A 25,155-nucleotide genomic window follows, 5' to 3' on the forward strand; every position below is an offset into this window, starting at 1 on the left:
CCATCGGCAACCGAAAGCATGGCAACTGACAGAAAAAGGAGTTTCGTATGCAGCAGAGGTATCGTTTGACGAGTTTCTTCGTTTTTGCCGTCTTGTTTGCCCTTGTTGGCGTGTTGGCGCTCTGGCAACCGGACGCCACGCCGCGCGCCCAAGCCGCTCCAACAACAGCATTGCCCCTCATTGACGACTTTGAAAGCGGCTTGCCTGGGACGTGGTTCCAGTACGGGGATTACCAGAACGGGACGTTCATCAACACAACCGTGGTGACCACCAACACCGTGCCAGGGCTGGACCCCAATTCAGTGCTCAAAATTGAGTACAACTCGGCGGGGTGGGGCGCCGGCACGGGGAATAACCTCGGTGGCCAGGATTGGAGCGCCTACGATGGATTGGCGTTTTGGTTCAAAGGCGCGGCAACCGGCGCGACGTTCCGGGTGATTTTGAGCGACAACCCCGACCCGAATGCGTCCGGTGATACCGCCGAACGCTTTGCTTACGAGTTTGTGGATACGAGCGCGGGCTGGCGGCATATCCTCATCCCGTGGCATGCATTCTTCCGTGATTACGCCTATCAGCCGCCGGGTGCCCCCAATGACGGCCTGACGTTGACCGATGTGCAAGCCTATGCGCTGGCGTTGCCGGTTGGCACATCGGCGACGGTCTATGTGGACGATGTGCGACTGGTGAAAATTCAGGGGGTTGACGACTTTGAAAGCGGCTTGCCTGGGACGTGGTTCCAGTACGGGGATTACCAGAACGGGACGTTCATCAACACAACCGTGGTGACCACCAACACCGTGCCAGGGCTGGACCCCAATTCGGTGCTCAAAATTGAGTACAACTCGGCGGGGTGGGGCGCCGGCACGGGGAATAACCTCGGTGGCCAGGATTGGAGCGCCTACAATGGTATGGGGTTCTGGTTCTGGGGAAGCAACAGCGGGCAAACGTATCGGGTGATTTTGAGCGACAACCCCGACCCGAATTTGCCCGGTGATACCGCTGAACGCTTTGCCTATGAGTTTGTGGATGCTTTCGATGGATGGCGGTTTATCAGCATTCCGTGGGATGCGTTCTTCCGTGATTATGCCTATCAGCCGCCGGGTGCCCCCAATGACGGCCTGACGCTGACCGATGTGCAAGCCTATGCGCTGGCGTTGCCTGGCGGTACGCGTACAACCTACATTGATAACGTGCTCTTGTTTGGCGACGGCAACGTGACGCCTACGGTCAATTTTGTGCAAAATGCGTATAGCGGCAGTGAAGGATTTCCGATTACGTTGACGCTCGGTTTGAACACACCGCCGACGACAACCGTCACCGTGACGGTGCAAAGCCAGGATGGTACGGCGCTCGCCGGCGTGGATTATGTGCCGCTTTCCACCACGGTGACGTTTGGTGTGGGCGAGACCGAGAAAACGGTGGTTCTCACCACACTGGATGACACCAAAACAGAGGACGACGAGACGTTGGCGGTGCTGTTGAGCAATCCGCAAGGTGTGCAACTTGGGGTGCGCTCCGCGGTGACCGTCACGATTGTGGACAATGATGCGCCGGCAACCGGTGGCGCAAAATTCACGCTGGTGGATGATTTTGAGCAGAGCGCGTTGCCGTCGGGACAGGATAGCAACGGGATTGGCGTTGGGTATGTGACGTGGAACGCCCCCAGTGCGGCGGCGGCGATTACGCTGACGCAGAGCCCGCCTTCGCAGGTGCCGGGCGCGGTGGTCAGCAACACGGTGTTGCAATTGGATGTGACGATTGGCGCCGGGCAGTGGGCTGGGTACACGCACGCCTTCACCAACGATGCGGCAGACACATGGGTCTCGCAAGATTGGTCGTCGTATGAGGGCATTTGCTTCTGGCTCTACGGCAACAATACCGGCGGGACGCTCTTCTTCGACATTCTGGACAACCGCAACCCCGGTTCGACGACTGACGATGCCGAACGCTGGTCATACAGCATTGTGGACAACTTCACGGGCTGGAAACTCTTTGAGGTGCCGTTTGGCGACTTTGCGCGCAAAGAAATCGGCAACGGCGCGCCCAACGACGGCCTGACGCTGACCGAGGTGTGGGGCTACGCGGTCGGCGGCTACGGCTCGGTGGACATGGGCACGCGAACCTACTACGTTGATGATGTTGGATTGTTAGTGCGCACGCAGGTTGTGGATGATTTTGAGCAGAGCGCGTTGCCGTCGGGACAGGATAGCAACGGGATTGGCGTTGGGTATGTGACGTGGAACGCTCCCGGTGCGGCGGCGGCGATTACGCTGACGCAGAACCCGCCTTCGCAGGTGCCGGGCGCGGTCATCAGCAATACGGTGTTGCAATTGGATGTGACGATTGGCGCCGGGCAGTGGGCTGGGTACACGCACGCCTTCACCAACGATGCGGCAGACACATGGGTCTCGCAAGATTGGTCGTCGTATGAGGGCATTTGCTTCTGGCTCTACGGCAACAATACCGGCGGGACGCTCTTCTTCGACATTCTGGACAACCGCAACCCCGGTTCGACGACTGACGATGCCGAACGCTGGTCATACAGCATTGTGGACAACTTCACGGGCTGGAAGTTCTTCCAGGTGCCGTTTAGCGACTTTGCGCGCAAAGAAATCGGCAATGGCGCGCCCAACGACGGCCTGACGTTGACCGAAGTGTGGGGCTATGCGGTCGGCGGCTATGGCTCGGTGGACATGGGCACGCAAACCTACTACGTTGATGATGTAACGCTGTATGGCAAAGTGGCTACGGCAATTCCGCTGCAAGTCGCGTTTGCCGACACGAGTTATACGGTCACGGAAGGGGAGACGGCGGTGGTGACGGTTGCGCTGAGCGTGACGACCACGGAGACCGTCACCGTGACGTATGTGACGGCGGAGAGCACGGCACGCCCCTACCGCGATTTTGTGCCGGTGAGTGGGACATTGACGTTTGCGCCGGGGCAGAGCGTTATGACGTTTACTGTGCCCACGCTGGATAACGCCAAGGATGACGGTTCACGCGCACTCATGCTCAACTTGCGCGACGCTATCAACGCCGATTTGGGCTTTGCCGCGCGGGCGATGGTGACGATTGAGGATGATGAGCCGACCGACCCGGCGCTGGTGGATGACTTTGAAGGCTGGCACCCGTTTGAAATCAGTGGCACGTTGACACTTACTGTCACCGAGGTGATGAGCGGGAGCCTTGAGGCGCGCCCCGAGCAGGATACCTACGAACGGCTGTTGGAAGTGGCGTATGACACAACGAACAGCCCCGCTGTGCTGACGCGCCGCTTTGTTGAACCGCAAGATTGGAGCGAATACGAGGCGTTGAGTTTCTGGTTCTATGGCACGGGGAGCGGTGAAACCTATACCGTCGAATTGCTGGACAACCCGGCGGTGACGACGGGCGATGTGGCGCCGAGCGATTGGGGGCTGGTGTGGAGCGATGAATTCAACGACCCGGCGGGAACGCCGCCCAACCCCAATATCTGGACGCATGAAATTGGGGATGGCACCATGTACGGTATTCCGGGGTGGGGCAATGGTGAGTTCCAATTCTACACAGACGACCCCGCGAATGCGAGCACCGACGGGCAGGGCAACCTGGTGATTTCCCTGCAACCGACCGATCCCAATAACGCGCCGCTTTGCTGGTATGGTCCGTGCGAGTACACCTCGGCGCGTCTGGTAACAGCGCAGAAGCAGGCTTTCAAGTACGGGCGTATCGAGGCGCGTATCAAAGTGCCCGATGGACCCGCGGGCTTGTGGCCGGCTTTCTGGATGCTGGGCACCAACATTGGCGAAGTGGGATGGCCGCAGTCCGGCGAAATTGACATAATGGAGTACGTGAGCCGCTTCCCGAACGAAGTCTTTGGCACGATTCACGGTCCTGGGTATTCGGGCGGCGCCGGTTTTGGCAACACCTACGCCTTTACGACCACCGTGGCGTCCGACTACCACACCTTTGCGGTCGAATGGGGACCGGATGAAATTCATTGGTACGTTGACGGTATCAACTACCACAATGCGACGCCGGCGGATGTTGCGCCCAACGAGTGGGTCTTCAACCACCCATTCTTCCTCATCCTGAACATGGCGATTGGCGGCAACTTTGGCGGCGACATTGACCCGTCCATGCCCTTCCCGCAAGAGTTGAAAGTGGATTACATTCGCGTGTATGGCGCCGCGGATACCGCCGAACGGTTCGAGGCGCATTTTGTGGATGACACACCGGGCTGGCGCCGGGTGGTGATACCGTTCTCGCAATTTACGCGGAGCGCCACACAGCCGGCTGGCGCGCCCAATGACGGTTTGACGCTCTCGGCTGTTTCGGGCTATGGGCTGCGCATGCCGCAAAACAGCGTGGGGACATTCCGCATGGATTGGGTCTATTTGCAGGATTGGTACGTGTACTACTTCCCGCTGATTGGGAACAACGGTCCCTGAGCGTTGAAAGCGTTGAAGCGGCACATGAAAAAGGCGGGCGTCATGCGACGCCCGCCTGCGTTTTTAGAGTGATGATTTTTATGCGCTTTGGCGTGTGGAAACAGCCGCGTGGCGCGTGCTGCGAAGTGGAAGCCGGAGTGTGCATGTTGTGCCCGTGGGGCTGCTTTGCACGTCGAGCGTGCCGCCATGCAATTGCGCTAGCCGGTATGTCAGATACAGCCCAAGATGAACGCCTTCATGGAGCGCCAGGAGAGAGTGCTTCTGCGCGACTTGCGCAAATGGGTTGAAAATGTGGGCTCGCATGGTGTCAGGGATACCGGGACCCGTGTCGCGTACAACAAAGCGAATCTGGGCGTCCGGGGTTGGTTCAACGTGAAGGGTAATGTGTGTGCCGGCTGGCGTATGCCGCCAGGCGTTGTCAAGCAGTTCATCCAGCATTTGCGTCAGGCGGCGCGCGTCGGCGTAGAGCGTCGGCAATGTTGGCGGATGGATGATTTCAAACGTTTGCTCTTTTTGCGCGTATCGGGGATGCCAGATGTCGTGAAGTATTGTGAGCACGTCTTTCAGTGCCACGGGCGCAATCAGCAAATGCAGGCGCTCGGCTTCAAGGCGGGTGAGATCGAGCAAACGGGCGGCAAGCGTGTTCAGTTGCTCAAGCCCTTGTTGGGCGGCGTGGAGCGGGCGGCTCTGTTCTGGGGTGAGCGGCCCGAAATCGCCGTCGAGGAGCATTTCGATGGTGCCGTTGAGGATGGTGAGCGGCCAACGCAGTTGGTGCGCCAGCGCCGCCAGAAACAAAGTTTTGTGGCGGTGTTGGGCTTCCTGGCCGCGGCGTGCACGTTCCAGCGCGATGCGGTATTCGCCGATATCGTCCTGGATGCGCTGGTGTTCGGCACGCAGGGCGGTCATGCGCTCACGAAGGCGTTCGTGCTCGGTGATATCGCGCACCACGAGCAGCCAGGATCGCGGCTCTTCAACGTAGCGGATTGTGTATTCGAGCCAGCGATGTTCGGGTGGCGCCCCCGATGGAACGACCATGTGCACAGGGCGACCACGGCGCGCCATCATCAGCAAATCGGGTTTTTGAGCAACAAATGGAGCGCATGCCGCCAGGGTTTCACCTGGGGGGAGCAAATGGGGTTCACCACCTTCTTCAATTTTTGCCCCTTGTGGTGTAAAGCGAATGTAGGCAAATGAAAGTGTTTCCGCCAATGTTTCAAGCAGGGCATGCACCGGCATAATCCGCCTCAATTGGGTTGTATGTTGAGATATATGGAGTATGCGTGGGGAGTATTACAACACCTATTACAACAGGGGGAAGCAAAGATAGTTGAGGAAGAACCGGCGCTGCGGGAAAATTAGTCGGGTTCGACGGCGAAACGATAGCCAATACCACGTTCGGTTTTGATGTAGCGCGGCTTTGATGGGTTGGGTTCGATTTTGTGCCGCAAGCGATGGACATGAACGCGGAGTGAATCTTCAAAGACGTCTTCCATAGGCCAGAGGCGGCGAATCAGAAAATCGTACGAAACAGGACGCCCGGCGTTCCGCATGAGAATGTGCAGCAACTTGGTTTCGGTTGGGGTGAGCGGCACTTCTTTACCGTTCACGAACGCGCGTTGATGCCCAAAGTCAATCGCCAGATGCTCATCCACCTGGATGATGGGATTGAGCGTATAGCGAAAATCGCCGATACGGCGCAACACGCGGTCAATGCGCGCTACCAATTCGCGCGGGCTAAAAGGCTTGGTCACGTAATCTTCGGCGAAAAGCCGTATGCCTTCGACAATCGTATCCTCTTCGTCAACGGCTGTCAGGAAAATGACGGGCACATCACTGAATTCCTGCAAGCGCCGGCTCAACTCAAAGCCATCCATTTCAGGCATGTTGATATCGAGCAACGCCAGGTGCGGAAGCCCTTTTTGCTGAATCAGGGCAAGGGCTTCTTTGCCCGATACGGCACTCAACACATCAAACCCCGATTGTTCGAGTTTGCGACGCACCAATTCCAAAATGAAAGGGTCATCGTCAACAATCAAAATGCGGTAGAATGTCGCGGGGGTGTTCATTTGTGATGAAAGCAATCTGGCGTCGCTCATACGCGTTTCGTTCTCCTTTGAGCGAGTTTTCATTCTGGAACCGGGTTGGCAAAAGTATAAAACGCTTTGCGGGATCTGTCCATATGCCTTTTGGGCCATAAAAGATAAGGTTATATCTGTTTGCAAGAAATGTTTTGAGATTGACAGCCGTTTGTATCTTTGTTAGCATACCAAACACTACATTCTCGCCGTGGCCGTACGTTTTGCCTCCGGGTGTGCCTGTCTCTTGTCATAAATGAAAGGAGCCTGCTATGCGTGCCATTTCTTCTGCTTCAACTTTGCGCCGTTTTTCCGTGTTGTTCCTCTTGTTGCTCGTGGCATTGACGACCACCATGTGCGGCGGTTCTTCCAGTGGGGGGGAAGAAGCCTCATCGTCGGGAGAAGCCTCTTCGCAGGAAAGTGCGCCTTCCATGGAATCGGTGGCGACGCTCGCGATTGAGCATTTTAGCGTTATCGAAGGCACCACCTGGTCGGGGGCGCACCACCGCGCCGGCAAGCGCGTGGCGGAAAAATATCCCACTGTGGAATATGTGTACCGCGAAGAAGTGGGTCCCGACAGCACCGTTCCTTTCGCCGAAGAACTCATCACAGGCGAAGGGGCTGACATTGTTGTGGGTAATGCCGAGTTTATGGGCTTGCCGCTCGTCGAACTCGCCGATAAGTACCCGGACGTTTATTTTGGCTCGGTGATTGCCAGCGATTTGACGACGCGCCCCAATTTCATCCGCTTCTTCCCGCGGCAGTATCAGGCGCTCTATCTCGAAGGCTTGATTGCCGGCGCGCTCACGCAAACCGGCAACATTGGCGTTGTCTCCGCCTTCCCCTCGGTGCAGGTGATTCGCCGTCAGGCCGGGTTTACGCTGGGTGTGCAAGATGCGGCGGCGTTGCTGGGTAAAGAAGTCAACATCTACGTCAAGTATGTGGGCGATTGGTACAACCCCACAGAAGAGCGGGACATTGCCACAACGTTGGTGGAACAGTACAACGTGGACGTGCTCACCCAACAAACCGATTCCGGCTCGCCGCTGGACGTTGCGGTCGAACAGGGCATTTGGTACGTCGGCAAGGATATGGACATTGTCGGCGAATACGGCTGGGGCGGCTTGGAGACGGTTGCGGTTTCGTTCGATACGCGCTGGGAAGTGATTTACGACCGCATGGTCAAGGATTGGCTGGCGCGTGACCGGCAACCCATCAACGTGCTCTACCTGGGGATGGATGACCAGATGGTGCTGGCGGACGGCACACGCATTGCCGCGGTGGACATCATGAATGATGGCAAAGTCGGGGTGGACGCGATTAGCCCCAACGCTCGCGACCTGATTCCGCAAGAGATTATTGACCTGGTGGCGGCGCGCCGCGACCAGATGATGAAAGGCGTGTGGGACCCCTTCTTCGCGCATGAATTTGTCAGCAATGGGACGGGGTTGGAACTGGAAGGCGCGAGCGTGCCGCCGGCGGGTGAAGTGGTCAAGCCGGCGGACGAGATGCCCGATGACGCCTGGCTGCTCTCCAAATTCAACTTCGACCTGGCGGGTATCACCATCCTCGAATGAGCATGCGCGACGCCCCCATGCTGTTGCCTGGCATGGGGGCGTTGGTTTTGACCAACGAGTAGGAGAAGCCATGTTCAAACGTCGCACACCTGTGGAAGATTTCGCTGAAACGTTTTGGGCAAACGTACAGCCCGGCGAGGTGTTGCTCCGCGCACGGGGCATTACCAAACGCTTCCCCGGCGGCGTGGTCGCGAACGACCATGTGGATTTCGAGATTCGCGCCCAAGAGGTGCATGCCTTGCTGGGGGAAAACGGCGCGGGGAAAACCACGCTCATGAGCATTCTGTTCGGCTTGCTCCAACCCGACGAGGGCGAAATTGAACTGCGTGGGCAACCCGTGCGTTTCCATTCACCGCAAGATGCCATCCGGTATGGGATTGGCATGGTGCACCAGCACCGCAAACTGGTGCCTGCGCATACCGTGCTGGAAAACATCTTGCTGGGGCACCCCAAGGCGCGCGGTCTCTTGAACGAGCGTGAAGCCGCCGAGGAGATTGCCGCGCTTGCCGAAACCTACGGCTTCAAACTCGACCTGTACGCGCGGGTGTGGCAACTCACCGAAGGCGAGAAACAGGCGGTCGAAATCGTGAAGGCGCTCTACCGTGGGGCGCACATCCTCATCATGGATGAGCCTACCTCGGCGTTGACGCCGGTGGAAACCGACCGCTTGCTGGAAGCCATCGAACGCATGACGGAGAACAACCTGGGCGTGGTGCCCTTCATCACCCACAAAATGCCCATCATTTTCCGCATTAGCGACCGCGTGACCATTCTGCGGCGTGGGCGGGTTGTGGCGACACTCCCCACGCGCGAAACGAACGAGCGCGAACTGGCGCAATTGCTGGTCGGGCGCGAAGTCTTGTTTGACGTGCAAAAGCCCCCCGCAACGCCGGGCGACGTGGTCATCGAAGTCGAAAATGTGACGGCGCGCAATGACAAGGGGGGGATTGCCCTGGATGGGGTCTCTTTCAGCCTGCGCGCGGGGCAGGTGTTGGGAATCGCCGGCGTCGCCGGCAACGGTCAGCATGAACTGGCGGAAGTGCTGGCAGGCTTGCGCCCGGTGGAACAGGGGCGCGTGCGCTTTCTGGGGCGGGATATCACCAACGCCTCGGTGCTGGAACGCTGGCGGTTGGGGATTGGCTATACCCCCGCCGAACGTACCGAAGTAGGCTCGATTGGCGAATTTACGCTGGTGGAAAACGTCGCGCTGAACTACTACTGGGATGACGCCTACGTCCAGCGGGGGTTTCTGAACGAAAAGAAGTTGCGCGCCCTGACCGAATCCATCATTGAGACCTACCAGGTGGTGACGCCAAGCCCGGACGTGAAAGCCAAAACGCTTTCGGGGGGGAACTTGCAGAAAGTCATCATGGGGCGCGTGCTGTCGCGCAACCCCAAACTGGTGATAGCCAATCTCCCCGCGCAGGGGCTGGATATTGGCGCCACCGAATTCGTCCAACGTCGCTTGCTGGACGCCCGCGCCGCAGGTGCGGCGGTCATTCTCATCTCCGAGGAACTGGACGAGATTTTGATGCTCAGCGACATCATCGCGCCGATGTATGAGGGGCGCATTGTGCAACTCATTCCCGCCGAGCGCGCCGACAAGGAAACGGTTGGCGCCATGATTGCCGGCGGTCAAGCGAGGACGAACGCATGACACTGGCAGGCTATCGTATCCGCATTGTTCGACGCACGACGTTGCCCGCATGGGAAGCCGCCCTGTTCTCGGTGCTGGCGCTGGTGGTGGGGCTTTTCCTGTTTGGCTTCGTCTTCCTGTTCGCCGACGTCAGCCCCCGGCAGGCGTATGGCGAAATTTTCCGGTATGCTTTCTTCAACCCGAACGGTTTGCGCCTTTCGCTGAGCCGTTTTGTGTTTCTGGCGTTGTGCACTTATGCCTTCATCGTGCCCTTGCGGGCGGGTGAATGGAACATTGGCATGACGGGGCAACTCTACATCGGCGCTCTCGCAGGCTACGGCGTGGTGTACCTTTTCGGCGGCAAAGCCTCGCCCGACACGCCCCTTTCTCCTTGGGTGGTGTTGCCGCTGATGATTGGCGCGTCCATGCTGGGCGGGGCGTTGTGGGGGGGCATTGCCGGCTGGCTGAAAGGGCGCTGGGGCGTCAATGAGATTGTGGTCACGATGATGCTCAACTTCATCGCGTTTTGGGTTGTTTCGCACACCATCAAGGACGGGGGCATTTTCATGAACCCCGGTGGGCGTGGAGAAGGCTTTACCTTGCCCACATCTTTGCGGGCGCCGATGGTGGCGGGTGTGCCCTTTACCATCTTTTTTGTGCTGGTGCTGGCGGTCGGCATTGATGTGCTCTTTCGGCGCACCAGCCTGGGCTACCAAATCCGCGCGGTGGGGTTGGGTCCCAAAGCGGCACGCTATGCCGGCGTGAACATCACGCGCATTTCGCTGGTGGTCTTCCTGCTGGGCGGGGCGATTGCCGGCTTGGCGGCGTACCACTACTTTGCGGCTGTGCCCGGCGTTTACAAAATTGCCCGCGATTACAACACCATCGGCGATTTGGCGTTCTTCGGCATTATTTGCGGCTTGATTGCCCAGGGCAATGCGTTGGCGACGTTGCCCGTGGCGCTTTTGTTTGGTGGGCTTTCCATTGGCGGGCGGTTTGCCCAAGGAAAATTGCACCTCGGCTTTGGCGTGGATTACGCCCTCATGGGGGTGCTGATGATTATTCTCGTGGCGTTTCAGTTTTTCTACCGCTATCGCTTCATTATAGACCGTCCATGAGAGAGGAAGCACATGCTCGCTTTTTTCTTGCGCAGTCTTGAAGCCGCGATGATTTTCACCTTCGCCGGTGTGGGCGAATTGGTAGACCAGCGCGGTGGCGTGCTCAATGTCGGCGTTGAAGGCATCATGCTGTTTGGCGCGACGTTGGGCTTCATCGCCACCAAAACCACCGGCAGTTATGCGTTGGGGTTCGCTGTGGGCGTCCTGGTGGGGGCGTTGTTGGGGCTGGTGCATGCGTTCTTCTCCGTCACCTTGCGGGTAGACCAGGTGGTGAGCGGCATGGGAATCTGGATTTTCGGCTTCGGCATCACCACCTACATCGGCAGCGCCTACACGGGACCGCTGGGGCTGGACCGTTTGCCCACCACCTTCGGCATTTCGCCCTTCTTCTTCGTCGCCGTTGTGCTGGTGGTTGTCGTCTGGTTTGTGCTGAACAAAACCAGTTGGGGGCTGGAAATCCGCTCGGTGGGCGAAACGCCCGACGTTGCCGAAGTCTCCGGCGTCAGCGTGACGCGCATCCGCTACGCCTGCACGGTCTTTGGCGGGGCGCTGGCGGGGTTCGCAGGGGCGCTCTACGCGCTCTACTACAACCCCGTCTGGAACTACAACTTCCTCATGGGGTGGGGCTTCATCTCGCTGGCACTGGTCTTTTTCTCCATGTGGAACCCCATCCTGCTGTTGGGGGGCGCTGTGCTCTTTGGCACGCTCTGGCAATTGTCGCTCAACCCCGAATTGGTGCTCCCCGGCTTGTTCTCGCGCTACATCTGGCGCACAGTCCCGTTTATCGTGACCATTCTCGTGCTGGTGCTCATTTCGACCGATTGGTTCCGCACACGCTGGGGCGCGGCTCGCCCCCAAGCCCTTGGTGAGCCGTATGTGAAAGAATAGGAGCGATTCAGTGTCTCACGTACAAATTGAAATTCGCAAAGGAGCGTACTACGACTCCGTGGTCCTCATGCAGTTGCAGCGCGCCCTGCTCGATGAGCCGGGTGTCCTCGACGCGGGTGTGGTGATGGGGACAGACGCCAACAAGGAGATTTTGGCGCAAAACAACCTGCTCACCGAGGAAGCCCGCTCCGCAAACCCCGAAGACCTTGTGATTGCCATCCGTGCTGAAAGTGAAGAGGCGGCGCGCGCGGCGCTCTCGCGCGTGGACGCCCTGCTCCAACGCCGCCAGGCGCAAACCCAATCGCTCTATCGCCCTCGCTCGCTGGAAAACGCCCTTCGCCAGTTGCCCGAAGCCGAATGGGTGCTCGTCTCTGTGCCTGGGCGCTACGCCGCGGGTGTGGCGCGCGACGCCTTGCGGCTCAACCGTCACGTCTTCCTGTACAGCGACAATGTGCCGCTGGATGATGAGATTGCGCTGAAACGCGACGCCGCCGCCAAGGGGCTGCTCGTTATGGGACCCGACTGCGGGACGGCGATTGTCAACGGTGTGGGGCTGGGCTTTGCCAACAAGGTGCGCCGTGGCCCGATTGGCATGGTTGCAGCGGCGGGAACGGGCTTGCAGGAAGTGAGCACGCGCATTCACCGCCTGGGCGGCGGCTTGACGCACGCGTTTGGCACCGGCACACACGACCTGAGCGCCGCTGTTGGGGCGATCACCACCTTGCAGGCGCTCGACCTGCTTGCCCGCGACCCCAACACACGTGTGATTGTGCTCGTCTCCAAACCCCCCGACCCCGTTGTGGTGGAAGAGGTTCTGCGTGCCGCGCGCGCCACAGGCAAGCCGACCGTCATCAACTTCATCGGCTACAATGCGCCGCGCGCACAGGACGGCAACCTGTTCTTCACGCGCACCCTGGCTGAAACCGCCGAGCAGGCTGTGCGCCTTGCCGAAGAGACCACCGCCACGGTAGAACCGCCCGACACCGCCGGCTTTGCCGCGGAACAACGCTTTTTGCGCGGCTTGTTTTCGGGGGGCACACTGGCTTACGAAGCGCTCTTGCTCCTGCGCGGCTACCTGCCCGCCGTCTATTCCAACGCACCGCTCGATCCAGCCTACGCCCTCGACGACCCTACCACCACGCGCGAACATACCGTGCTTGACCTGGGCGCGGACGAGTTTACCGTGGGGCGCTTGCACCCCATGATTGACAACGACCTGCGCATCCGCTTCCTGGAGCGTGAAGCGGCTGACCCCGCTGTCGCCGTCATCCTGCTGGATGTGGTGCTGGGCTACGGGGCGCATCCCAACCCCGCGGCAGAACTGGCGCCGGCTGTGGAACGGGTGCGCGCCGCCGCCGCATCGGCTGGTCGGCGCTTGGATGTGGGCGTGGTGGTGGTTGGCACCGACGACGACCCCCAAAAGTACGCGGAACAGGTGGCAATGTTTGAACAGGCAGGGGCGCGCTGTTTCCCCACCAACGCCGATATGGTGCGCTGGGCGGGGGCGCTGGTACAGCGGCTGACACTGCACCATCGTATCCGTCCCGTTGACCTGGCGCGCATCGAAAAACCGTTTGCCGCCGTCAATGTCGGCATCGAAACGTTCTATCAGAGCATGGAAGCCCAGGATGTGCCGGTGGTGTGGGTTGACTGGCGACCGCCCGCAGGGGGCAACGAGCGGCTTATGTCCATCCTGGAACGCATGAAAAAACGCCCATCTTGAACAGGGGGCGTGGACTATTGCGCCGCTTGCAAAAGCGTGCGAAGCCCCAACCGTTGCGCCCACGTTTCGAGATAGGCGCGGTCGAGCGTGTTGCCCTGCGTGTGAAGCATGTCCACCGCATCGTCCCACCAGGCAATCTGCTCGCCGCCGCTGCGGTTGTACCAGTGGAGACTGCTCAGAATGGCGTCTTCGGGGCTGACAAGCCAAACCAAGCGCCGCCGCCCTAAACCGTGCTCGCGACGCCGCGCGAGAATTTCGGTCTCAAATGGGGGGCGCGCCAGCCAAATGCGCACGTCGAAAAGTGTCGCCAGCCGTTTCAGACGCAGGGAACGGGGCGGCTGGGCTGGCTCAGAGCGTTCAACTTCAACATGGAAAAGCGTTTGCGCCTTTTCCTCGAACGCCGCTCTCTGCTCAGGGCGCATCTCGGCGAAAAAAACGGCTTCATCCACCTCTCGCGGGTGGCTGCCATACGCCAGGCGTGCGCACGCACCGCCCAGCGCATACGCCACCCCCAGGTGGTCGAAAACGTCGGCGACGGCGTACACCGACGCAAACGGTTCATTATAGCGGTCGTAGGATTGTTGTTGGGTCATAGCACTTCCCGAAGTCGGTTGGGTTGATAGTTCGTCCGCACAACCTCACAGCGAGCCGCTTCATTGTGTAAAGTCTGTTAGAAAAGCGCAAACGTATATCGTCCATGGAGGATTGCCTTATGAAACCACCGCCGTTTGAGTATGTTGCCGCACATTCGTTAGAGGAAGCCCTCGACGCGCTGGCAACCCACGGGTGGGACGCGAAACTGCTTGCCGGTGGGCAAAGCCTCATCCCCGTGTTGAACTTTCGCCTTGCCTCGCCTGCGGTGCTGATTGACCTCAACCCTGTGCGCGAACTGGCGTTTGTGGAAGCCAACGGCGTGTTGCGCATTGGGGCGATGACCCGCCAGCGCACGCTCGAACGTCACGAACACATTGCACGCTATGCGCCGCTGATCACCGCCGCCATGCCCTTTGTCGCGCACCCCCAAATCCGCACGCGCGGCACAATTGGCGGAAGCCTGGCGCATTGCGACCCCGCCGCCGAACTGCCCGCGGTCTGCCTGGCGCTGGATGCGACGCTGGTGGCGCGGAGTCATCGGGGCGAACGCACCATTCCCGCCCGCGACTTCTTCTTTGGGCTTTTCATGACCGCCCTGGAACCCGACGAAATCCTGACCGAAATCCGCATTCCGCCGATGACGCCCGACACACGCTATGCCTTCCGCGAAGTGGCGCGCCGTCATGGCGATTTTGCACTGGCGGGGGTGGCGCTCACCTTGCGGCTGGACGCTGAGGGGCGCATTCAGTCGCCGCGCGTGGCGCTGTTTGGCGTGCACGACGCCGCCGTGTTAGCCGAAAGCGCTATGCGCTTGCTGGACGGTGCAACGCCAAGCGAAGAACTGCTGCGTGAAGCCGCGCACGCCGTCGCCAACGATATTGAACCATCGAGCGATGTGCACGCCAGCGCCGAGTACCGCACCCACCTGGCGCAAGTGCTCACAGCGCGCGCCCTGCACGACGCCCTGGCACAGACGACCGAGTGATGAGGTGAACCATGCAAAAACTCACAATTGAAGTGACGGTCAACGGCACAACCTATCGGCGCGAAGTGGAACCGCGCCGCTTGCTCAGCGACTTCTTGCGCCACGACCTGGGATTGACTGGGACGCATGTCGGCTGCGAGCATGGGGTGTGTGGCGCATGTACCATCTTGTTTGATGGCGAACCGGCGCGTTCGTGCCTCATGCTGGCGGTGCAAGCCGATGGGCACACCATCACCACCGTGGAAGCACTCGCCCCGGATGAAAAACACCTGCACCCGCTCCAACAAGCCTTCCGCGAAGCGCACGCCCTGCAATGCGGCTACTGCACGCCCGGCTTTTTGATGAGCCTGCTCCCCTTCGTGGAAACGCACGCCAACCCCACCGATGAGGAAATTCGCGAAGCGCTGGCGGGCAACCTTTGCCGCTGTACGGGCTACCAGCACATTGTTGAAGCCGTCAAACTGGCGTGCCGCCTGATGCACGCCCCCCAAGAGGCATGAGGAGGCGTTCGATGACTGCACGTGAAACACGCTATTTTGGCAAACCCGTTCGCCGCAACGAAGACCCCAAACTGCTCACTGGGCGGGCGCTCTTTGTGGATGATGTGGACTTGCCCGGCATGCTGCATGCCGCCTTCTACCGCAGCCCTTACGCCCATGCGCGCATTCGCAGCATTGACGTGTCGGCGGCAAAAGCCATGCCCGGCGTTGTGGCGGTCTACACCGCCGAAGACCTCGGCGACTACTGGCAACCTGGTCCGCTGTTGGTGCCGCCGCCGCCCGTGCACAAAATGCCCGTCTTCAACAAGCGCACGCAAGTGCCGCTTGCCAAAGACAAAGTGCGCTTTGTGGGCGAACCCATCGTGCTGGTGATTGCCGAAAATCGCTACATTGCCGAAGACGCGCTCGAACGGATTGACGTTGACTTTGAGCCGTTGCCCGCGGTGGTGGACGTCGAAGCCGCCCTTGCCCCCGACGCCCCGTTGGTGCACGAAGATGCAGGCACCAATATCGCCGCGCATGTCATTCAGGAAAAAGGCAATTGGGAAGAAGCCGCCGCCGCGGCTGACCTGATAATCGAACGGCGCTTTTTCTACGACCACGGGCACGCCGCCCCCATGGAAACGCGCGGCATTGTGGCGCATTGGGATACACGGATGCAGACGCTCACCGTGTGGGATACAACGCAAGCCCCCATTCCCATCCGCAACGGGCTGGCGGGGATGCTGGGGCTTTCAGAACATCAGGTGCGGGTGATTGCGCCCTTCATCGGCGGCGGATTTGGCCCCAAAATCATGATGTTCTACCAGGAAGAAGTGCTCATCCCGTGGGCGTCTGTGCAGTTGGGGCGTCCTGTAAAGTGGATTGAAGACCGCCGCGAGAACTTCCTCGCCATGACGCAGGAGCGCTACCAGATTCATGAAGCCAAAATTGCGCTCACGCGCGAAGGCAAAATCCTGGGCGTCTGGGATTCTTTTCTGCACGATACGGGTGCCTACATCCCCTATGGGCTGACTGTGCCGCTCAACGCCCAATGCACCTTGCTCGGTCCCTATGTGGTGCCGCACTACTACTCCGAATTCAAAGCCGTCTTCACCACCAAAGCCATCGTCACGCCGTACCGCGGCGCGGGGCGGCAGCATGGCGTCTTTGTGATGGAGCGCCTGCTCGATATCGCCGCCCGCGAGTTGGGAATGGACCGCACCGAGATTCGCCGCAAAAACTTCATTCCGCCCGATGCGTTCCCCTGGGACAACCAAATCATCTATCAGGACTTTGCGCCGCTGGTCTATGACAGCGGTAATTACGAACCCGCGCTCGACAAAGCCATGGAGATGATTGGCTATCGGCGCTTTCTGGAAGAGGAAAAAGCCCGCTACCGCGCCGAAGGGCGGCATGTGGGGCTGGGCATTGTGGCGTATGTGGAAGGTACGGGCATTGGACCGTACGAAGGGGCGCGCGTGCAGGTGCAGCCGAACGGGAAAGTGATTGTGGCGACGGGCGTCGGTACGCAGGGGCAAGGGCACTTCACCTCGTTTGCGCAGGTGGTGGCGGAGCAATTGGGCGTCCCCGTGGAGGATATCACCGTTGTCACGGGCGACACCGCCGAGTTTCACTGGGGGACGGGCACGTTCGCAAGCCGTGGGGCGGTGGTGGCAGGCAGCGCCATTTACGAAGCCGCCAAAGCCGTGCGCGAAAAGGTGCTCAAACTGGCGTCCGAGGAACTGGAAGTTGCGCCTGAGGATTTGGAACTCGCTGACGGCAAGGTGTTCGTGCGTGGGGCGCCCGACCGCGCCTTGGCATTGGGCGACCTGGCGGTGAAAGCCAACCCCTTGCGCGGCGCGGTAGCGCCCAACACGGAGCCGGGGCTGGAAGCCACGCGCTATTTTGGTCCCCCGCGTGGTTCAACCGCCAGCGGTGTGCACGCCATGCTCCTGGAAGCCGACCCCGAAACGGGCTTCGTCAACATTCTGAAATACGTCGTCGTCCACGATTGCGGCACCGTCATCAACCCGCTCATCGTTGAAGGACAGATTCATGGCGGCGTGGCGCAGGGGATCGGCAACGCGTTCTACGAGCAGATTGTGTACGATGAAAGCGGGCAGTTGCTCACCGCTTCCTTTATGGATTACCTGGTGCCAACCGCCATGGAAGTGCCGCCCATAGACGTGGCGCATGTGGAGACCCCTTCCCCTTGGAATCCCTTGGGTGCGAAAGGTGTGGGCGAAGCCGGCGCCATTCCTGTGGGGCCCTTGTTTGCGCAGGCGCTGGAAGATGCGTTCGACAACGCTTTCGAGGTGACCGAAATCCCGCTCTCGCCGCAGAAGGTGTGGGCGTTGATTCATGGCAAGTAGAACGAACCGAACGAACAACACAAAGGAGTGAGCCATGATTGACATTGAAAAAGCCAATGCGGAAGCCGTCGAACGGATGATGGAAGCGCGCCCCGTGTTGGTGGGCATGGGCAAAGCCCGCGACGTCATCCCCGGCATGCGCGACAACCTGCTCTTGCATGCTGGACCGCCGATTACGTGGGAGCGCGCCAGTGGTCCGCTGCGTGGCGCGATTATCGGCGCGTTGCTTTTCGAGGGCTTGGCGCAGAACGAAGAAGAAGCCATCGCCATGATGGAGCGCGGCGAGATTGACCTGGAACCGTGCCACCACCACAACGCCGTTGGTCCCATGGCGGGGGTGACATCGCCGTCCATGACGGTCTACATCGTCGAAAACCAGACGCATGGCAACATCGCCTACTCAAACATGAACGAAGGCTATGGCAAGGTGCTGCGCTATGGCGCATACAGCGATGACGTGCTGGCGCGCTTGCGCTGGATGGAAGACGTGATGGCGCCCATGCTGCGCGCGGCGATTGAACGCAGCGGTGGAATTGACATAAAGGCGCTGATTGCCGAAGCGTTGCACATGGGCGACGAGGGGCATAACCGCAACAAAGCGGGCTCGATCCTCTTTTTGAAGGCGCTGGCGCCCCATTTGGCGGCGGTTGCCACCGATAGCGACCAACTCGCCGAGGTGTTGCGCTTCATCGGCGAGAATGCGCTGAGCGTGCTCAACCCGGTGATGGCGGCGTGCAAAGCCATGGCGGACGCCGCGCATGGGGTGGAAGGCAGCACGCTGGTGACGACGATGGCGCGCAACGGAACCGACTTTGGTATTCGCGTCAGCGGGTTGGGCGATCAGTGGTTTACCGCGCCGGCGCAAATTCCCAAAGGGCTCTACTTCCCCGGTTTCACCGCCGAAGACGCCAATCCCGACATTGGCGACAGCACCATTACTGAAACCGCGGGCATTGGCGGCTATGCCATGGCGGCCGCGCCCGCGATTGTGACCTTTGTGAGCGGTACGCCGCAAGATGCGCTCAACGCCACGCTGGAAATGTACGAGATTACCGTGGCGGAGCATAAGTACTTCACCATTCCCTACCTTGATTTTCGCGGTACGCCAACCGGCACGGACATCCGCAAGGTGGTTGAGACGGGCATTGCGCCGCGCGTCAATACCGGCATTGCTCACAAGGAAGCGGGCGTTGGGCAGATTGGCGCGGGGCTGGTGCGCCCCCCCATGGAGATTTTCGAGGCGGCGCTTGTGGCGTTTGCGGAACGGTACGGGTTTTAGCGAAGCCCGTTGAGGCTGTTTTCCAGAGACGTGTTTCAATCATTCAAAAGGAGGTTTCCCATGACAGCATCATCTCTTCTCGAAACGCTTGCACGGGCACCTGTGTACGACCTGACGCAGGGCTTGAGCATCTTCACACCGCCTTTCCCCGGCGACCATGCTTTGCAAATTCACTTCTTCAAGCGTATCACTGGCGCGTATGGGGGCGGGCAAGGCGCAAACGGGCAACTCATTCAGTGGAGCAACACCGTCGGCACGCATCTGGTGGGTGAACGCGCCTTCTTTTCCGCCGGTCGCACCCTCGCCGACGTTCCCTTGCGCGACGTGATGGGGCGCGGCGTGATTGTGGACATCTCCGACCTTGTCGGCGAGTACGACATCATCACGCCTGAGATGATTACCAGCCGCGCCGACGTGCGCAAAGGCGATATCCTCATTGTCAACACCGGCTTCCATCGCTATTCATGGGACCAGCCCGACATTCCCAACCCGAACGCCCAGGGCGGTGTCGAAAACAAGGAATTCGGCTTTTTGGTGCGCCACCCCGGCCCATCCATCGAATTTTACCGCTGGGCGATTGACATGCAGTTGAAAATCGTCGGCTTCGATTGCGGGAGCGCCGAACACCCCATGAACACGCCTATTCGCTGGATGCACGCCAGCGAATTCGAGAAAGCCGAAGCCAAAGCCCGCGAAAAGTATGGCAAATCGTGGGACGAACTCTTCCCGCCCGAAGAGTACTATCGCCTTATGCACCAGGATTTGCCCAAAAACCACGTGCTCTTGCTCGAAGCCGTTGTTGGGCAGATTGACGAATTGCTGAACCAGCGCGCCTACATTCTGGCGCTCCCCTTGCCTTTCATGGAAGTGCCTTCCTCGTGGACGCGCGTCATTGCGTATCGTCCACCCGCCGACATGGACGAAGAAGCGTTCTTCGACCTGCTCGATAACGCCACCGTACACGACCTCACCTTGCCCTTCAGCGTCCAGACGCCCCAATGGGCGAATTACGAGCCGCTGAGCGTGCGCTACCATCGCCGCGTGGGCGGGCAGAAACTCGGCTTTGGGCGCAACGAAGCCATTTGCAAAGCCAGTTTCCACCTTGCCACCCACATGGACGGTGAAAAACACTTCTGGGCGAACGGGCGCACTATCGGCGAAGTCCCCATTGACTACTGGATTGGTCCCGCGGCGCTCGCGGATATCTCGCACCTCATGAGCGACCTCGAAATCTACACGCCCGAAATGATTGAAAGCGTGGTCGAAGTGCGCGAAGGCGACATTCTGCTCATCAAAACGGGCTGGCACAAGTACGGCTGGAATAGCCCGGACGCCGATGAGTTTCGCTACATGACGCGCCACCCCGGTCCATCGCCCGACTTTTCCGACTGGGCGGTGAGCAAAAAAATCAAGTGGATTGGCATTGACGCTGTGAGTCAGGACCACCCCATGAACACCATTCAGCGGTTGTGGCATCCGCAAGTGTTTGAAGAAGCACGCGAAATCGCCCGCCGCAAGTATGGGAAAGATTGGGACGAGGTGTATCCGCAGGACAAGTACTACCAGGATACCCACCTCAACTTGTTCCCCAAAGGCATTGTGCATGCCGAAAACCTGGGCAACGCGATTGCACATCTTTCCAGCGGACGCTACTATGTTGCCGCTTTGTTGCCCAAGGGCATGGAATGCGCTTCCATGTGGGGGCGTTTCATTCTTCTCACCGATGAGTAGCCATGACCGATGACGTTGAGCAAATAGCCATCATTCGAGCCGAACGGGCGGGCGCGCCTTTGCGTCGCTGGATGCGGGCGTGCTCGCCCCCCTATGTGCACGTTGTCGCCCGTTTTGACCAAACGCTTTTGCTCGAAGCGCAGCGCGGGCGTCCCTTGCTGGCGGTCACCACGCGCGCCTATGCTGGTCCGTTTCGCCTGGTTGTCGCCCGCTTGCCGCAGTGGCGTGAAGGCGCAAGCATTGCCGTGACGCCGACGGGGCTGGTGGGGGAAGGCGTAAAAGTCGCCTGGCCAACCGAATGGTGGAACCCGCGCCCCAAACCGCGCATGTTGACACCCCACGCGCGGGAATCCGCCGCCGCCGACCTGGCGCTTGCCATTGCGCGCCTGGATACGCCCGACGACCCCTTCTTCGAGCGCCTGGAAGCCGAGTGGTCGCACGTGCTCGCCGCCATTCACCGCTACCCCGTCCACACTGCCGAAGCCACGCTTTCGCCGCTGGTGGGCTACGGCAACGGCTTGACGCCCGCGGGCGATGATTTCTTGCAAGCGGTGCTCGTCACCCTTGCCAGTGGCGACGAACACGACCGCGCCCGCTTTCGTGTTGTGTGGCGGGCGCTGGCGCACCACTTGCGCGCCACCACACCACTGGCGGCGCATTTCCTGCGCGAAGCGGGAGCGGGTTGGGGGTATGAACCGCTCAACGCCCTGCTCGATACGTTGCCCACGGTTCCCTTTGCACGGGTTGAAGCATTGGCGGCTGTGGGGGCGTCCTCGGGCGTGGCGGCGCTCTGGGGCGTTCTGGCGGCGCTCAGCCGTGAAACGCCCGCGTCGTTCGACGACCAGCCGCCGTTGTGGTTTCGCACCTGAAAGAGAACCCACGGAGTGTACCCATGGCTTACCTCATTCGGAACGCACGCCTGATTACCGCCGCCGATGACGCCACAGGCGACCTGCTCATCGAAGGCGAACAGATTGCCGCGGTCGGGCGGAATTTGCCCGAACGCATTGGGCCCCAACTTCGCCCGGAGATTCTCGACGCCGACGGCTTGTGGGCTATGCCGGGCGGCATTGACGTTCACACCCATCTGGAACTCTACTCGTGGGATACCGTCTCCGCCGACGATTTCTACACGGGGCAAGTCGCCGCCCTCTTTGGCGGCACCACGGCGCACATTGATTTTGCAAACCAAGCGCGCGGGCAGACCCTGCGCGAAGCGTTGGACGCCTGGCACGCCCGCGCCGAAGGCAAAGCCATCATTGACTACGGTTTCCACGTCTCCATCACCGACCCCACCGACGCGGTCCTGCACGAAATGGGGCAGTTGCCCGCCTGGGGCGTGTCGAGCGTCAAACTCTTTCTTGCCTACAAAGGCGTCTATCAATTGAGCGACGGCGACTTTTTCCGCGTCTGTCGGCGCGCCGCCGAACTGGGCTTGCTGCCCATCGTGCATGCCGAAACCGGCGACGTGATAGACATCCTCGTGCGCGAAGCCATCGCCGCGGGGCATACCGAGCCAATCTGGCATGCGCGCACGCGCCCCCCGGAATGTGAAGCCGAAGCGACCCACCGCGCCATTCGTCTGGCCGAAATGGCGGGTGCGCCGATTTACATCGTCCACCTCACGCAGCGCGAAGCTTTGCAAGCCGTTGCCCACGCCCAACAGCGCGGAACACGCGCCTTTGCCGAAACGTGCATCCAGTATCTCTACTGGACCATTGATGATTTGGCGCGTCCCGACTTTGAAGGCGCGAAATTCGTCTGCTCGCCGCCGTTTCGCACGCGCGATGATAGCGCCGCCCTGTGGCGTGGGCTGGCTGACGGCACGCTCGCCGTCGTCGCCACCGACCATTGCCCCTTCAATTTTGCCACCCAAAAAACGCTCGGGCGCGAACGTTTCGACAAAATTCCCAACGGTGTGCCTGCAATCGAAGACCGGTTGTTGCTGTTGTTCAGCGACGGCGTCATGCAAGAGCGCCTGACCCCGTCGCAGTTTGTTGCCCTGACCGCCACAAACCCCGCCAAACTTTTCGGGCTCTATCCACGCAAAGGCGCGCTTGCCCCCGGCAGCGACGCCGACGTGGTGCTGTGGGACCCCACCGTGCGCCATGTGCGCAGTGCGCGCACCCACCACATGAACGTGGATTACAACTTGTGGGAAGGGGTGGAAGTGCAAGGCAAGCCGGTCAAAGTCTTTTCGCGGGGGCGCTTGCTGGTGGATGGTGATGATTTTCGCGGTGAACCGGGCACGGGGCGCTATCTTTACCGCGGGCGCTCGGCGGCGTTTGCCGCATCAAGCCGGTAGGCGCACACTAAAACAGCAGGCGGAACAAAAAACCGCCCCACAAGCGTGGGGCGGTTTGCGCGTCTTTACGACCGATTAGGGGCGATCCAGCCAGAATTCATAGGTGCCGGAACCGCTGTACGAGTAGATGCGCCAGACGTAGTACCCCGAAGAGCCATAGTAGCTAATGCTCTCCGACGAGGTCGAGCTGGTCGAGCTCGCCACGGTTGTCCAGCTCCACCCGTTCCACTTCCAGAGGTAGAGGTCGAAGTCCGTACCGGCAGGACCTTCCAGCCACGCATTGTGGTAGCCGGAACCGCTGTAGTAGTACGTGCCGTTGGGCTGGTAGTCGTAATCGCCGCTACCGGTCAGCGTGCCGGTGAAGTATTCACACGCGGAGCAGGGCGCACCACCGCCGCCACCGCCGCCACCGCCACCACCGGTGAGCAGCGAGTTGAGCAGCAGGTTGGGCGAACCGCTACCAATCCCGGTCAACACGCCACTGGTCGCCCCGTTCAAGATGGCTGCTTTGACCGTTGCCGGGCTGGCCGAAGGATTGCTTTCCAGGTAGAGCGCGGCAACACCCGCCACGTGCGGCGTCGCCATGGACGTACCGCTGATGGTGTTGGTTGCCGTATCGCTGGTGTGCCAGGCCGAAGTGATGTTCGAGCCAGGGGCGAAAATGTCCACACAGGTACCGTAGTTCGAGAAGGACGAGCGCGCATCCGACGAAGTCGTTGAACCGACCGTGATGGCTTCATCCACACGCGCCGGCGACTTCGTGCAGGCGTCCGTGTTCTCGTTCCCGGCAGCCACGGCATAGACAACACCGGCGGCAATCGAGTTGCGCACCGCGTTATCCAGCGCCGTCGAAGCGCCACCGCCCAGGCTCATGTTCGCCACCGCGGGCTTGATGTGGTTCTGCGTCACCCAGTCCACACCGGCAATCACACCGGAGTTCGTGCCGGAACCGTTGCAGTCGAGCACACGCACGGCGTAAATGCGCACATTCTTGGCCACACCGTAGGTCGCACCGCCGATGGTGCCGGCAACGTGCGTGCCGTGCCCGTTGCAGTCGTCCGAACCGCGCCCGTCATTGATAGCCGAGTAGCCATGGTAGGCGCGCCCGCCAAACTCAACATGGGACTTGCGGACGCCCGTGTCAATGACGTACACGTTCACGCCCGAACCGGTGTAGTTGTAGGTGTACGTGCCGTCCAGCGGCAGGTTGGTCTGGTCAATACGGTCCAACCCCCAGGTGGCGTTGGTTTGCGTATCGTTGATGGAGACAACACGGTCGGCTTCAATGTAGGCCACATTCGGGTTGCGGCGCAACGCTTCCAGCGCCTGAGCAGGCAAATTCCCGGCGAAGCCGCGCAGCACCGTGCTGTATTCCACGTCAATACGCGCACCCATGCGTTCCACATTGGCACGCTCGGTGCGAGCCGCCTGCACGCTGACATTGTCCTTGAAGACGACAATGTAGCGTCCGGGAATCACATTGGGTTGGTCTAATCCCACAACCGGCGCGAGACCGTCATTGGGGATGGTACGAGCGTTCAGCGTTGGCTTGCGGACAACAGCGCTTCCGTCCACCGGGCTGATGGAGACGCCACCTTTGCCCAATGTTGGTCCTTCGGCCAATGCCGCATTCGAGAAGAGTGCAACGGTGAGCAGGGTAAGCACGGCAAGAAGAAAAGCACGGAGTGGAACTCGCATCGTAAAGACGCTCCTTTCCTCACACTTGACAGTTGACAGACACAACAAACGACGAAAGAAAGTGTGGAGACGACTGATGCCTTTATGCTCGCTATCACCCCCTTTCTGGATGTGCACGCTATGCACAACTTGCTTATCACACCGGGGTGGGGTGTTGGAAGAGGCGTTGACCGGTGCCGATAGCCAAAAGGAAACCTAGGCACGCCAGAACACGCCAGCGTGCGCAGATTCACAGAATTGAGATGCTACCCTGCATACCGTC

At 60.2% G+C, this 25,155-nt stretch carries 17 protein-coding genes; 13 read left to right on the plus strand and 4 right to left on the minus strand.

Annotated elements, in window-relative coordinates:
• Positions 1 to 47: 47 nt before the first annotated feature.
• Positions 48 to 4,430 carry a carbohydrate binding domain-containing protein gene (locus SE16_RS02210; RefSeq protein ID WP_060687140.1) on the plus strand — a complete coding sequence of 1,461 codons (4,383 nt, stop codon included), beginning with the start codon at positions 48 to 50 and terminating at the stop codon, positions 4,428 to 4,430.
• 78 nt (positions 4,431 to 4,508) lie between these two features.
• Here the strand turns inward: SE16_RS02210 and SE16_RS02215 are convergent, their stop codons facing one another.
• Together SE16_RS02215 and SE16_RS02220 are read right to left on the minus strand one after the other, a co-directional pair.
• Positions 4,509 to 5,666 (minus strand): sensor histidine kinase, encoded by a 1,158-nt coding sequence (locus tag SE16_RS02215; protein ID WP_060687142.1) that lies wholly within the window; start codon positions 5,664 to 5,666, stop codon positions 4,509 to 4,511.
• 119 nt (positions 5,667 to 5,785) lie between these two features.
• Positions 5,786 to 6,526, minus strand: coding sequence for a response regulator transcription factor (locus tag SE16_RS02220; RefSeq protein ID WP_160317017.1), 741 nt, complete (start codon positions 6,524 to 6,526; stop codon positions 5,786 to 5,788).
• A gap of 251 nt (positions 6,527 to 6,777) precedes the next feature.
• Here SE16_RS02220 and SE16_RS02225 point away from each other — a divergent pair, with 251 nt between their 5' ends.
• From SE16_RS02225 to fdrA, 5 genes are all read left to right on the plus strand, one after another.
• Positions 6,778 to 8,082 (plus strand): BMP family ABC transporter substrate-binding protein, encoded by a 1,305-nt coding sequence (locus SE16_RS02225; RefSeq protein WP_054493693.1) that lies wholly within the window; start codon positions 6,778 to 6,780, stop codon positions 8,080 to 8,082.
• Positions 8,083 to 8,152: 70 nt separating this feature from the next.
• The gene (locus SE16_RS02230; RefSeq protein ID WP_082374359.1) at positions 8,153 to 9,739 is read left to right on the plus strand and encodes an ABC transporter ATP-binding protein; all 1,587 of its coding nucleotides are present in this window, start codon (positions 8,153 to 8,155) and stop codon (positions 9,737 to 9,739) included.
• Positions 9,736 to 10,836 carry an ABC transporter permease gene (locus SE16_RS02235; RefSeq protein WP_054493692.1) on the plus strand — a complete coding sequence of 367 codons (1,101 nt, stop codon included), beginning with the start codon at positions 9,736 to 9,738 and terminating at the stop codon, positions 10,834 to 10,836. The genes SE16_RS02230 and SE16_RS02235 overlap by 4 nt, the downstream gene beginning before the upstream one ends.
• A gap of 12 nt (positions 10,837 to 10,848) precedes the next feature.
• On the plus strand, positions 10,849 to 11,724 hold the full coding sequence (locus SE16_RS02240) for an ABC transporter permease (RefSeq protein WP_054493691.1): 876 nt from the start codon (positions 10,849 to 10,851) through the stop codon (positions 11,722 to 11,724).
• Positions 11,725 to 11,734: 10 nt separating this feature from the next.
• Positions 11,735 to 13,447 carry an acyl-CoA synthetase FdrA gene (gene fdrA, locus SE16_RS02245; protein ID WP_152918176.1) on the plus strand — a complete coding sequence of 571 codons (1,713 nt, stop codon included), beginning with the start codon at positions 11,735 to 11,737 and terminating at the stop codon, positions 13,445 to 13,447.
• Between the two features lie 14 nt (positions 13,448 to 13,461).
• On the opposite strand, the gene SE16_RS02250 is transcribed toward fdrA, so the two are convergent.
• A complete protein-coding gene (locus tag SE16_RS02250) occupies positions 13,462 to 14,040 on the minus strand; it encodes a hypothetical protein (protein ID WP_054493689.1) in 579 nt (192 codons plus the stop codon).
• A gap of 119 nt (positions 14,041 to 14,159) precedes the next feature.
• Here SE16_RS02250 and SE16_RS02255 point away from each other — a divergent pair, with 119 nt between their 5' ends.
• Genes SE16_RS02255 through hydA form a run of 7 tightly spaced genes read left to right on the plus strand, consistent with a single transcriptional unit; the run spans position 14,160 to position 23,195 of the window.
• A complete protein-coding gene (locus SE16_RS02255; protein ID WP_054493688.1) occupies positions 14,160 to 15,026 on the plus strand; it encodes an FAD binding domain-containing protein in 867 nt (288 codons plus the stop codon).
• An 11-nt stretch (positions 15,027 to 15,037) separates the two neighbouring features.
• Positions 15,038 to 15,526, plus strand: a complete 489-nt coding sequence (locus SE16_RS02260) for a (2Fe-2S)-binding protein (RefSeq protein WP_054493687.1) — start codon at positions 15,038 to 15,040, stop codon at positions 15,524 to 15,526.
• 11 nt (positions 15,527 to 15,537) lie between these two features.
• The gene (locus tag SE16_RS02265) at positions 15,538 to 17,880 is read left to right on the plus strand and encodes a xanthine dehydrogenase family protein molybdopterin-binding subunit (protein ID WP_060687144.1); all 2,343 of its coding nucleotides are present in this window, start codon (positions 15,538 to 15,540) and stop codon (positions 17,878 to 17,880) included.
• A 34-nt stretch (positions 17,881 to 17,914) separates the two neighbouring features.
• The gene (locus SE16_RS02270) at positions 17,915 to 19,159 is read left to right on the plus strand and encodes a YlbE family protein (RefSeq protein ID WP_054493685.1); all 1,245 of its coding nucleotides are present in this window, start codon (positions 17,915 to 17,917) and stop codon (positions 19,157 to 19,159) included.
• Between the two features lie 60 nt (positions 19,160 to 19,219).
• Positions 19,220 to 20,890 carry a cyclase family protein gene (locus SE16_RS16305; protein ID WP_054493684.1) on the plus strand — a complete coding sequence of 557 codons (1,671 nt, stop codon included), beginning with the start codon at positions 19,220 to 19,222 and terminating at the stop codon, positions 20,888 to 20,890.
• Between the two features lie 2 nt (positions 20,891 to 20,892).
• Positions 20,893 to 21,759: a DUF2877 domain-containing protein gene (locus SE16_RS02280; protein WP_054493683.1), complete on the plus strand. Its 867-nt coding sequence runs from the start codon at positions 20,893 to 20,895 to the stop codon at positions 21,757 to 21,759.
• A gap of 23 nt (positions 21,760 to 21,782) precedes the next feature.
• Positions 21,783 to 23,195, plus strand: coding sequence for a dihydropyrimidinase (gene hydA, locus SE16_RS02285; RefSeq protein ID WP_060687146.1), 1,413 nt, complete (start codon positions 21,783 to 21,785; stop codon positions 23,193 to 23,195).
• Positions 23,196 to 23,270: 75 nt separating this feature from the next.
• On the opposite strand, the gene SE16_RS02290 is transcribed toward hydA, so the two are convergent.
• Complete coding sequence (locus SE16_RS02290; RefSeq protein WP_082381964.1) at positions 23,271 to 24,893, minus strand: S8 family peptidase; 1,623 nt, start codon at positions 24,891 to 24,893, stop codon at positions 23,271 to 23,273.
• Positions 24,894 to 25,155: the final 262 nt, after the last annotated feature.

Source organism: Ardenticatena maritima (assembly GCF_001306175.1).
Classification (GTDB): Bacteria; Chloroflexota; Anaerolineae; order Ardenticatenales; family Ardenticatenaceae; genus Ardenticatena; species Ardenticatena maritima.

Coding starts and splice junctions, on each gene's coding strand:
- SE16_RS02210 (WP_060687140.1), top strand. CDS start 48: ATGCAGCAGAGGTATCGTTTGACGAGTTTCTTCGTTTTTGCCGTCTTG.
- SE16_RS02215 (WP_060687142.1), bottom strand. CDS start 5,666: ATGCCGGTGCATGCCCTGCTTGAAACATTGGCGGAAACACTTTCATTT.
- SE16_RS02220 (WP_160317017.1), bottom strand. CDS start 6,526: ATGAGCGACGCCAGATTGCTTTCATCACAAATGAACACCCCCGCGACA.
- SE16_RS02225 (WP_054493693.1), top strand. CDS start 6,778: ATGCGTGCCATTTCTTCTGCTTCAACTTTGCGCCGTTTTTCCGTGTTG.
- SE16_RS02230 (WP_082374359.1), top strand. CDS start 8,153: ATGTTCAAACGTCGCACACCTGTGGAAGATTTCGCTGAAACGTTTTGG.
- SE16_RS02235 (WP_054493692.1), top strand. CDS start 9,736: ATGACACTGGCAGGCTATCGTATCCGCATTGTTCGACGCACGACGTTG.
- SE16_RS02240 (WP_054493691.1), top strand. CDS start 10,849: ATGCTCGCTTTTTTCTTGCGCAGTCTTGAAGCCGCGATGATTTTCACC.
- SE16_RS02250 (WP_054493689.1), bottom strand. CDS start 14,040: ATGACCCAACAACAATCCTACGACCGCTATAATGAACCGTTTGCGTCG.
- SE16_RS02255 (WP_054493688.1), top strand. CDS start 14,160: ATGAAACCACCGCCGTTTGAGTATGTTGCCGCACATTCGTTAGAGGAA.
- SE16_RS02260 (WP_054493687.1), top strand. CDS start 15,038: ATGCAAAAACTCACAATTGAAGTGACGGTCAACGGCACAACCTATCGG.
- SE16_RS02265 (WP_060687144.1), top strand. CDS start 15,538: ATGACTGCACGTGAAACACGCTATTTTGGCAAACCCGTTCGCCGCAAC.
- SE16_RS02270 (WP_054493685.1), top strand. CDS start 17,915: ATGATTGACATTGAAAAAGCCAATGCGGAAGCCGTCGAACGGATGATG.
- SE16_RS16305 (WP_054493684.1), top strand. CDS start 19,220: ATGACAGCATCATCTCTTCTCGAAACGCTTGCACGGGCACCTGTGTAC.
- SE16_RS02280 (WP_054493683.1), top strand. CDS start 20,893: ATGACCGATGACGTTGAGCAAATAGCCATCATTCGAGCCGAACGGGCG.
- hydA (WP_060687146.1), top strand. CDS start 21,783: ATGGCTTACCTCATTCGGAACGCACGCCTGATTACCGCCGCCGATGAC.
- SE16_RS02290 (WP_082381964.1), bottom strand. CDS start 24,893: ATGCGAGTTCCACTCCGTGCTTTTCTTCTTGCCGTGCTTACCCTGCTC.